Source organism: Nocardioides sp., assembly GCF_051876515.1.
GTDB lineage: Bacteria > Actinomycetota > Actinomycetes > Propionibacteriales > Nocardioidaceae > Nocardioides.
Window position 1 is genome coordinate 1 of record NZ_JBJEHY010000177.1, and the last position, 7,967, is coordinate 7,967.

Annotated in this window: 7 protein-coding genes and 1 pseudogene; 3 read left to right on the forward strand and 5 right to left on the reverse strand. The window is 70.4% G+C overall.

Annotated features, from left to right (window positions below; genetic code table 11):
- Window positions 1-174: 174 nt before the first annotated feature.
- The 5 genes from gatB to ligA form a co-directional block, all read right to left on the reverse strand.
- The gene (gene gatB, locus ACI379_RS13295; protein ID WP_439792571.1) at window positions 175-1,683 is read right to left on the reverse strand and encodes an Asp-tRNA(Asn)/Glu-tRNA(Gln) amidotransferase subunit GatB; all 1,509 of its coding nucleotides are present in this window, start codon (window positions 1,681-1,683) and stop codon (window positions 175-177) included.
- 1 nt (window position 1,684) lies between these two features.
- On the reverse strand, window positions 1,685-3,211 hold the full coding sequence (gene gatA / locus ACI379_RS13300) for an Asp-tRNA(Asn)/Glu-tRNA(Gln) amidotransferase subunit GatA (protein ID WP_439792572.1): 1,527 nt from the start codon (window positions 3,209-3,211) through the stop codon (window positions 1,685-1,687).
- A gap of 11 nt (window positions 3,212-3,222) precedes the next feature.
- Window positions 3,223-3,522 carry an Asp-tRNA(Asn)/Glu-tRNA(Gln) amidotransferase subunit GatC gene (gatC, locus tag ACI379_RS13305; protein ID WP_439792573.1) on the reverse strand — a complete coding sequence of 100 codons (300 nt, stop codon included), beginning with the start codon at window positions 3,520-3,522 and terminating at the stop codon, window positions 3,223-3,225.
- A gap of 132 nt (window positions 3,523-3,654) precedes the next feature.
- A complete protein-coding gene (locus ACI379_RS13310; RefSeq protein ID WP_439792574.1) occupies window positions 3,655-3,969 on the reverse strand; it encodes a hypothetical protein in 315 nt (104 codons plus the stop codon).
- 6 nt (window positions 3,970-3,975) lie between these two features.
- A complete protein-coding gene (gene ligA / locus ACI379_RS13315; protein ID WP_439792575.1) occupies window positions 3,976-6,153 on the reverse strand; it encodes an NAD-dependent DNA ligase LigA in 2,178 nt (725 codons plus the stop codon).
- Window positions 6,154-6,392: 239 nt separating this feature from the next.
- Here ligA and ACI379_RS13320 point away from each other — a divergent pair, with 239 nt between their 5' ends.
- From ACI379_RS13320 to ACI379_RS13330, 3 genes and pseudogenes are all read left to right on the forward strand, one after another.
- The gene (locus tag ACI379_RS13320; protein ID WP_439792576.1) at window positions 6,393-6,827 is read left to right on the forward strand and encodes a hypothetical protein; all 435 of its coding nucleotides are present in this window, start codon (window positions 6,393-6,395) and stop codon (window positions 6,825-6,827) included.
- Window positions 6,828-7,045: 218 nt separating this feature from the next.
- Window positions 7,046-7,636, forward strand: a complete 591-nt coding sequence (locus ACI379_RS13325) for a hypothetical protein (protein ID WP_439792577.1) — start codon at window positions 7,046-7,048, stop codon at window positions 7,634-7,636.
- Between the two features lie 84 nt (window positions 7,637-7,720).
- Window positions 7,721-7,967 (forward strand): annotated as a pseudogene (locus ACI379_RS13330) (MFS transporter); the annotation flags it as partial.

The window sequence follows — 7,967 nt, forward strand, 5'->3', positions numbered from 1 at the left end:
TCTCGGTCCGGCTCGTGGCCACGAGGGCCACCTACGGTTGCGGGTCAGCGCCGGACTTGGACCGGCTTCTCCACCACGGGCGTGAGATGTGTGTGCCCCCGAAGCCTAACCCCGCCCCCGCCAAATGACGTCACCCGGACCGTGGGCACGGTCCGGGTGACGTCATGGAGTGGATCAGGCGAGCTTCTCGAGGATCAGCTCGCGGACGCGACCGGCGTCGGCCTGCCCGCGCATCTCCTTCATCACCGCACCGATGAGGGCGCCCGCGGCGGCGTGCTTGCCGTCACGGATCTTGTCGGCCACGTCGGGGTTGGCGGCGATCGCGGTGTCGATGGCAGCGGACAGCGCACCGTCGTCGGAGACGACCGCGAGGCCACGCTTCTCGACGACCTCGGCCGGGTCGCCCTCGCCCGCGAGCACGCCCTCGATGACCTGGCGGGCCAGCTTGTCGTTGACGGTCTTGGCGTCGACGAGCGCCTGGACGGCGGCCACCTGGACGGGCGTGATGGCGAGCTCGGTGAGCTCGACACCCTCCTCGTTGGCGCGGCGGGCGAGCTCGCCCAGCCACCACTTGCGCGCCGCCTGGGGCGCCGCGCCGGCGGCGATGGTCTCCTCGACCAGCCCGAGCGCTCCGGCACCGACGGTGTCGCGCATCTCCAGGTCGGAGAAGCCCCACTCGGCCTGCAGGCGGGCCCGCTTGACCGTCGGGTTCTCCGGGAGGGTGCCGCGGAGCTCCTCGACCCACTCACGCGACGGGGCGACGGGCACCAGGTCGGGCTCGGGGAAGTACCGGTAGTCCTCGGCGTCGGACTTCTCGCGACCCGAGGTGGTGATGCCGGTGTCCTCGTGCCAGTGGCGGGTCTCCTGCAGGATCGAGCCGCCGCCGTCGAGGATCGCGGCGTGGCGCTGCATCTCGTACCGGACCGCCCGCTCGACCGAGCGCAGCGAGTTGACGTTCTTCGTCTCCGTACGGGTGCCGAGCTGGTCGCTGCCCTTCGGCGCGAGCGACAGGTTGACGTCGGCACGGATCGAGCCCTGGTCCATGCGGGCGTCGGAGACGTCCAGGGCCAGGATCAGCTCGCGCAGCTGCGCGACGTACGCACGGGCCACCTCGGGTGCGCGCTCGCCGGCGCCGGTGATCGGCTTGGTGACGATCTCGATCAGGGGGATGCCGGCGCGGTTGTAGTCGACCAGCGAGTGGTCGGCTCCCTGGATGCGGCCGGTGGCACCACCGACGTGCAACGACTTGCCGGTGTCCTCCTCCATGTGGGCGCGCTCGATCTCGACGCGGAACGTCTCGGGCTCGCCGTCCTCGCCGTCGATGACGACGTCCATGTAGCCCTCGAAGGCGATGGGCTCGTCGTACTGCGAGGTCTGGAAGTTCTTCGGCATGTCGGGGTAGAAGTAGTTCTTCCGGGCGAACCGGCACCACTCGGCAATCTCGCAGTTGAGCGCGAGACCGATGCGGATCGCGGCCTCGACGCCCTTGGCGTTGACGACCGGCATGGCGCCGGGCAGGCCGAGGCAGGTCGGGCAGACCTGCGTGTTGGGCTCGCCGCCGAACGCGGTCGGGCAGCCGCAGAACATCTTGGTGTTGGTCGACAGCTCGACGTGGACCTCGAGGCCCAGCGCGGGGTCGAACTTCTCGAGGGTCTCCTCGAAGGTCTTCAGTGCGTCAGCCATCTCAGTTGACCTCCTCGACCTCGGGGGCCTGGGCAAGCATCGCCCCACCCCACTTCTTCTCCAGCGCCGCCTCGAGCGCCGCACCGACCCGGTAGAGCCGGTCGTCGGCCTTGGCCGGGGCCAGCACCTGGAACCCGGACGGGAGCCCGTCCTCCTCGGCGAGGCCGTTGGGCAGGCTGATGCCCGGCACGCCGGACATGTTGGCCGGGATCGTCGCGAGGTCGTTGAGGTACATCGCGATCGGGTCGTCCAGCTTCTCCCCCAGCTTGAACGCCGTGGTCGGGGCCGTCGGGCTGACCAGCACGTCGACCTGCGCGAACGCGGCCTCGAAGTCGGCGGTGATGAGGGTGCGGACCTTCTGCGCGGTGCCGTAGTAGGCGTCGTAGTAGCCGCTGGACAGCGCGTAGGTGCCCAGGATGATGCGGCGCTTGACCTCGTCACCGAACCCGGCGTCGCGGGAGGCGCGCATGACGTCCTCGGCACTCGGGTCGCCCTCGGGGGTGACCCGCAGGCCGTACCGCATGGCGTCGAACTTGGCGAGGTTGGACGACGCCTCGCACGGCATCACCAGGTAGTAGGCCGCCAGGGCGTGCACGAAGTTGGGGCACGACACCTCGACGACCTCGGCTCCGGCGGCCTTGAGCAGCTCGAGCGACTCGTCGAAGCGGGCCATCACGCCCGGCTGCCAGCCCTCGCCGGACAGCTCGGTGATGACGCCGACCTTGACGCCGGACAGGTCGCCGGCCGCGCCCGTGCGGGCCGCCTCGACCAGGGCCGGGAGGGGCTCGGCGATCGAGGTGGAGTCGCGGTGGTCGTGGCCGCCGATGACCTCGTGCAGCAGCGCCGCGTCGAGGACCGTACGGGTGCAGGGGCCGACCTGGTCGAGCGAGTTGGCCATCGCCACGAGGCCGTAGCGCGACACGCCACCGTAGGTGGGCTTGACGCCGACCGAGCCCGTGACGGCCGCGGGCTGGCGGATGGAGCCGCCGGTGTCGGTGCCGAGCGCCAGCGGGGCCTCGAAGGCGGCCACCGCGACGGCGGAGCCACCGCCGGAGCCACCCGGGATCCGGGTCTGGTCCCACGGGTTGCGGGTCGGGCCGTACGCGGAGTGCTCGGTGGAGGAGCCCATCGCGAACTCGTCCATGTTGGTCTTGCCGAGGATCGGCAGGCCGGCGTCCTTGAGCTTGGTGACCACGGTGGCGTCGTACGGCGGCACCCAGCCCTCGAGGATCTTGGAGCCGCAGGTGGTCTCGAGGCCCTCGGTGGCGAGCACGTCCTTGACCGCGACGGGGACGCCGTCGAGGTAGGAGGCGGGGCTGCCGGCCTTGCGGCGCTCGTCGGAGGCAGCGGCCTGGGCGAGCGCGCCGTCGGCGTCGACGACGAGGAAGGCGTGCAGGCCCTTCTCGGCGGTGCCGTCGACGGCGGCGATGCGGTCGAGGTGCGCCTGGGTCAGCTCGACCGAGGTCACCTCCCCCGCGGCGAGTGCGTCGGCCATCTCGGCCGCGGTCTTCCTGGTCCAGTCAGTCATCGTGCCCGCCCTCACTGCTCGTCGCCGAGGATGCGCGGCACCATGAAGCGCTGCTGCTCGGTGGCCGGGGCGCCGGACAGCGCCTGCTCCGCGGTGAGGCCGGGGGTGACGACGTCCTCACGGAACACGTTGGTCAGCGGGATCGGGTGCGACGTCGGCACGACGTCGTCGTCGATCGCTTCGCTGATCGAGGCCACCGACTCCAGGATCACGCTCAGCTGGGGGGCGAGGTGGTCCAGTTCGGCATCGGACAGGTCGATCCGGGCGAGCGTCGCCAGGTGGGCGACCTCGTCCCGTGTGATCTCGGGCATGCAGCCGTCCTTCGCAAGATTTCGGGTCGCCCAATCCTAGGCGTGTCCGGCGGGTGGGTGTGAACGGGCGGGTGCGGTGGGCGTACGGGGGTCTGCTTCCGCTTCGCCCCGGCTGACCGTCCACGGGGCAGCTCAGCTCCAGATGGCGACCAGCAGGCCGGCACCGATCGCGTACACGGCGAGCAGCCCGGTCCAGGTTGCCCACGGCGAGCGTCGGGGCGACATCAGCCACATGGCCGTACCGAAACCGGCGAACCCCGCCACGGGTCCGACGAGGCGCCAGGGCATCTGGTCGGCGAGGCCGGCACCGAAGACGAGGACGCAGAGCAGCATCGCCCCGCGTACGAGGGTGTCGCGCAGGATGTCGAGCGCGAGGTGGCCCGCGGCCGTGGCGTACCCGGCCTCGTTCTCGCCCGTTGGCGTGGTCGTGCCGCGGTCGTCGGTCACCGGGCCTCAGCTCTCCTCGGCCGCGTCGTCCGCCTCGGCCGCGTCGCCGAGCGCGGCGGGACCGCCGTCGAGGAGCAGCTTGAACTGGTCCTCGTCGAGGATGCGCAGCCCGAGCTGCTCGGCCTTGTCGGCCTTGGACCCGGCGTTGTCGCCGACGACCACGTAGTCGGTCTTCTTGGAGACCGACCCCGACGCCTTGCCGCCGCGACTGATGATCGCCTCCTTGACGGAGTCCCGGGTGAAGTCGACCAGCGAACCGGTGGCGACGATCGTGAGGCCTTCGAGGGTGCGCGGGGTGGACTCGTCGCGGGCGTCGGCCATGGTCACGCCGGCGGCGGCCCACTTCTCGACGATGCCGCGGTGCCAGGACGACTCCGGGCCGTCGAACCACTCGCGCACCGAGGCGGCGATGATCCCGCCGACACCCTCGGTGGCGGCCAGCGTCTCCTCGTCGGCGGTCGCGATCGAGACCACCGGTGCGTCGGCCGTCCCCTGGTCGGCGCTCCACAGGCACCCGAACTCGGTGGCCAGTCCGCGGGCGGCGGTGGGGCCGACGTGGCGGATGGACAGGGCCACGACCACCCGCCACAGCGGGACGTTCTTGCGGGTGGCGAGGTTGGCCAGCAGCTTCTCGCCGTTGGCGGAGAGCTGTGGCCCCTCCTCCCCCTTCTTGGGCGCCCGCGTGAACAGCGGCACCCGCAGGAGCTTGTCGGCGTCGAGGTCGAAGATGTCTCCCTCGTCGTCGAGGACGCCGGCCTCGAGGAGCGCGGCGGCCGCCTCACTGCCGAGGCCCTCGATGTCGAAGGCCCCACGCCCGGCGACGTGGTAGACCCGCTCGAGGAGCTGGGCCGGGCACGAGCGGTGGTTGGGGCAGCGACGGTCCTTGTCGCCGGCCTTCTGCTCGACCAGGTCGGTGCCGCAGGCGGGGCACGCGGTGGGCGCGACCCACTCGGGCAGGTCGTCGGGACGCAGCGGGAGGACGGGCCCGAGGATCTCGGGGATCACGTCTCCGGCCTTGCGCAGGATGACGGTGTCGCCGGGGCGTACGTCCTTGCGCTTGACCTCGTAGAAGTTGTGCAGGGTGGCGCGTTCGACGGTGGAGCCGGCCACCTTGGTGGGCTCCATGACCCCGAACGGGGTGACGCGGCCGGTGCGGCCGGTGTTGACCTCGATGGAGAGGAGCTTGGCGTTGACCTCCTCGGGCGGGTACTTGAAGGCGATGGCCCAGCGGGGGGCGCGCGAGGTGGACCCGAGGCGGCGCTGCAGGGCGACCTCGTCGACCTTGACGACCACTCCGTCGATCTCGTGCTCGACCTCGTGGCGACGCTCTCCGTACCCCGCGATGAACTCCTCGACCGCGGCGAGGTCGGGCAGCACCCGGACCCGGTCGGAGGTGGGCAGACCCCAGGCGCGCAGGGCCTCGTACGCGCCGGACTGCGACGTCGGCTCGAACCCGTCGCGGGCTCCGATGCCGTGGCAGACCATGCCGAGCTCGCGGGTCGCAGTGACGCGGGGGTCCTTCTGCCGCAGCGAGCCGGCGGCGGCGTTGCGGGGGTTGGCGAACATGGGGCGCCCCGCGTCGACCATCGATTCGTTGAGCCGCTCGAAGGCGGCGGTGGGCAGGAACACCTCGCCGCGGACCTCGACGCGCGCCGGCACGGGGAAGTCGTCGGTGCCGGTGAGCCGGTGCGGGATGGAGGCGATGGTCTTGATGTTGGGGGTGACGTCCTCACCGGTACGCCCGTCGCCGCGGGTGAGCGCCCGGACGAGTCGGCCGTCCTCGTAGAGGAGGTTGATGGCCAGCCCGTCGACCTTGAGCTCGCAGAGCAGCGCGGGCCTGTCGATGCCGTCCTTGGCGAGGCGGGCGTACCAGGTGGCGAGCTCCTCGAGCGAGAAGGCGTTGTCGAGGCTCTCCATCCGCTGCAGGTGGTCGACGGAGGTGAACTCGGTGGAGACCGCCCCGCCGACGGTCTGCGTCGGGGAGTCGGGGGTACGCAGGCCGGGGTGCTCGTCCTCGATCGCCTCGAGCTCGCGCATCGCGGTGTCGAACTCGGCGTCGGACAGGGTCGGCTGGTCCAGGACGTAGTAGCGGTAGCGCGCCTCCTCGAGGAGCTCGCTCAGCTCGGCGTGCCGCTCGCGCGCCTCGGCGGGGGCAGGGGCGAGGTCGTCCAGGTCAGCGCTCATGGGGCAATCCTGCCGCGCGGGCCTGACATTCCTCGACCCCGGGCCACCGAGCGTCCACAGCCGCCCACTGGTCTGCCAGTTGTCCACAGCCAGAGCGGACAGGCGCCACTGCGGGGCCGATTGCCGCTACCTTCCCCAGCAAGCCAACTCGGGAAAGGCCTCACATGCGTCTGCGCGCCCTGACACTCACCACGCTCACCACAGCACTCCTCCTCACCGGTTGCTCGGAGGAGGAGCCCGTGCCCAAGGTCGACCCGACCCCGACCGTCGAGACGACGCCGACGGAGACACCGGAGGAGACGCCGGAGGAGACGCCGGAGGAGTTCTTCAACCGATGGTTTGAGGCCGAGACAGCCATGATCAACTCGGGCGACACACATTCGTACGTTGCCATGTCACGAAACTGCGAGCCCTGCAGTGCGTTAGCCGACCAGATCGAGACGATGTACCAAAAGGGCGGTCAAGCTGTCACGGAGGGGGTCCACGCAACAAGGCTGAAGCGCCGATCCAAGACGGTCTACCTCGTGTGGATAACCGGAACACCCACTTCTTACATCGAAGAGGCCGGAGGCACTGAGGAGACACTCTCCGGCGGCAAGGGCCTGCTGCAATTCACGCTCGCGAAGAGAACCGATGGCTTTGTGGTCACCGACTACGTCCGAAGGCCGCTGTGATGCGAACAACTTCCGCAATTGCCACCTTGATTGTCGGAAGCTGCCTCGCACTACTCATGACGGCCCCACCATCCTCAGCAGACGATTGCGGGGAGGATGTCGGGCTTGGGTCTGCAACGGCGGAATGCCGGCTGGATCCCAGCGAGGCCGCCGACGACTACGACAGCGGCACAGCCCAAGGCTTCGTCTATCAGTACACCCCCATCTGCGAGGAGTCGATGGGCACCGCCTGCGACATCCCGCGGACCTGCCAGGTGCCGGCGGGCACGTTCCTGTACTCCATCCGGCGCAGGCTCCCACCAGACGGTGATTGGGAGGACCGCGGGCAGGTCTGCATCGGAGCACCGGAAGAGATCACCGAGCGTGTCACCCCGGAACGCGTCCTGCGTGCCTTCCGCCGCCTGAGCTGGCCGGAAGCCACGCTGGTGGTCCAGCCCGGCGACGGCGAGACGCTGGTCAACCTGGACACCATCTTCCACGCGGCCGACGACTCGCCCGTCACCCGGACGGTCACCCTGCTCGGCCAGCGCATCGAGATCGAGGCCACCCCGAGCAGCTGGACCTGGCACTGGGACCGCACCGGTCCCACGTACACCTCGGAGGAGCCCGGGGCCGCGTACCCCGACCAGACGATCACGCACCGCTACGCCGACGCGGGCGTGACCGCCCATCCCAGCGTGGACGTCACGTACACCGGTCGCTACCGCGTCAACGACGGCGACTGGATCGAGATCCCCGGCACCCACACGGTCGCCGGGACACCGGTCCCCCTCCGCGTCCTCGAGGCCCGCCCCACCTTGGTGAGGTGACAGCAGCTGACCCGGCGGAGCGGTGGCGCGACGTGCCCTACCATGAAGCGCCCATATATCCATATACGATTTGTCGAGGGCCTGATGTCTGAACCCCACGTCGCACCACCGGCACCCGCCGATCCCTCGGCTCCCGGCAAGAACCTCGGCAAGGCCCTGGTGCTCATCTCCGTCGTCCAGCTGATGCTGGTCCTCGACGGCACGATCACCAACATTGCCCTGCCGCACATCTCCCGCGACCTCGGGCTCGGGCAGGCCACCCTGACCTGGATCGTGACGAGCTACGCCCTCGCGTTCGGCGGGCTGCTGCTGCTCGGCGGACGCCTGGGCG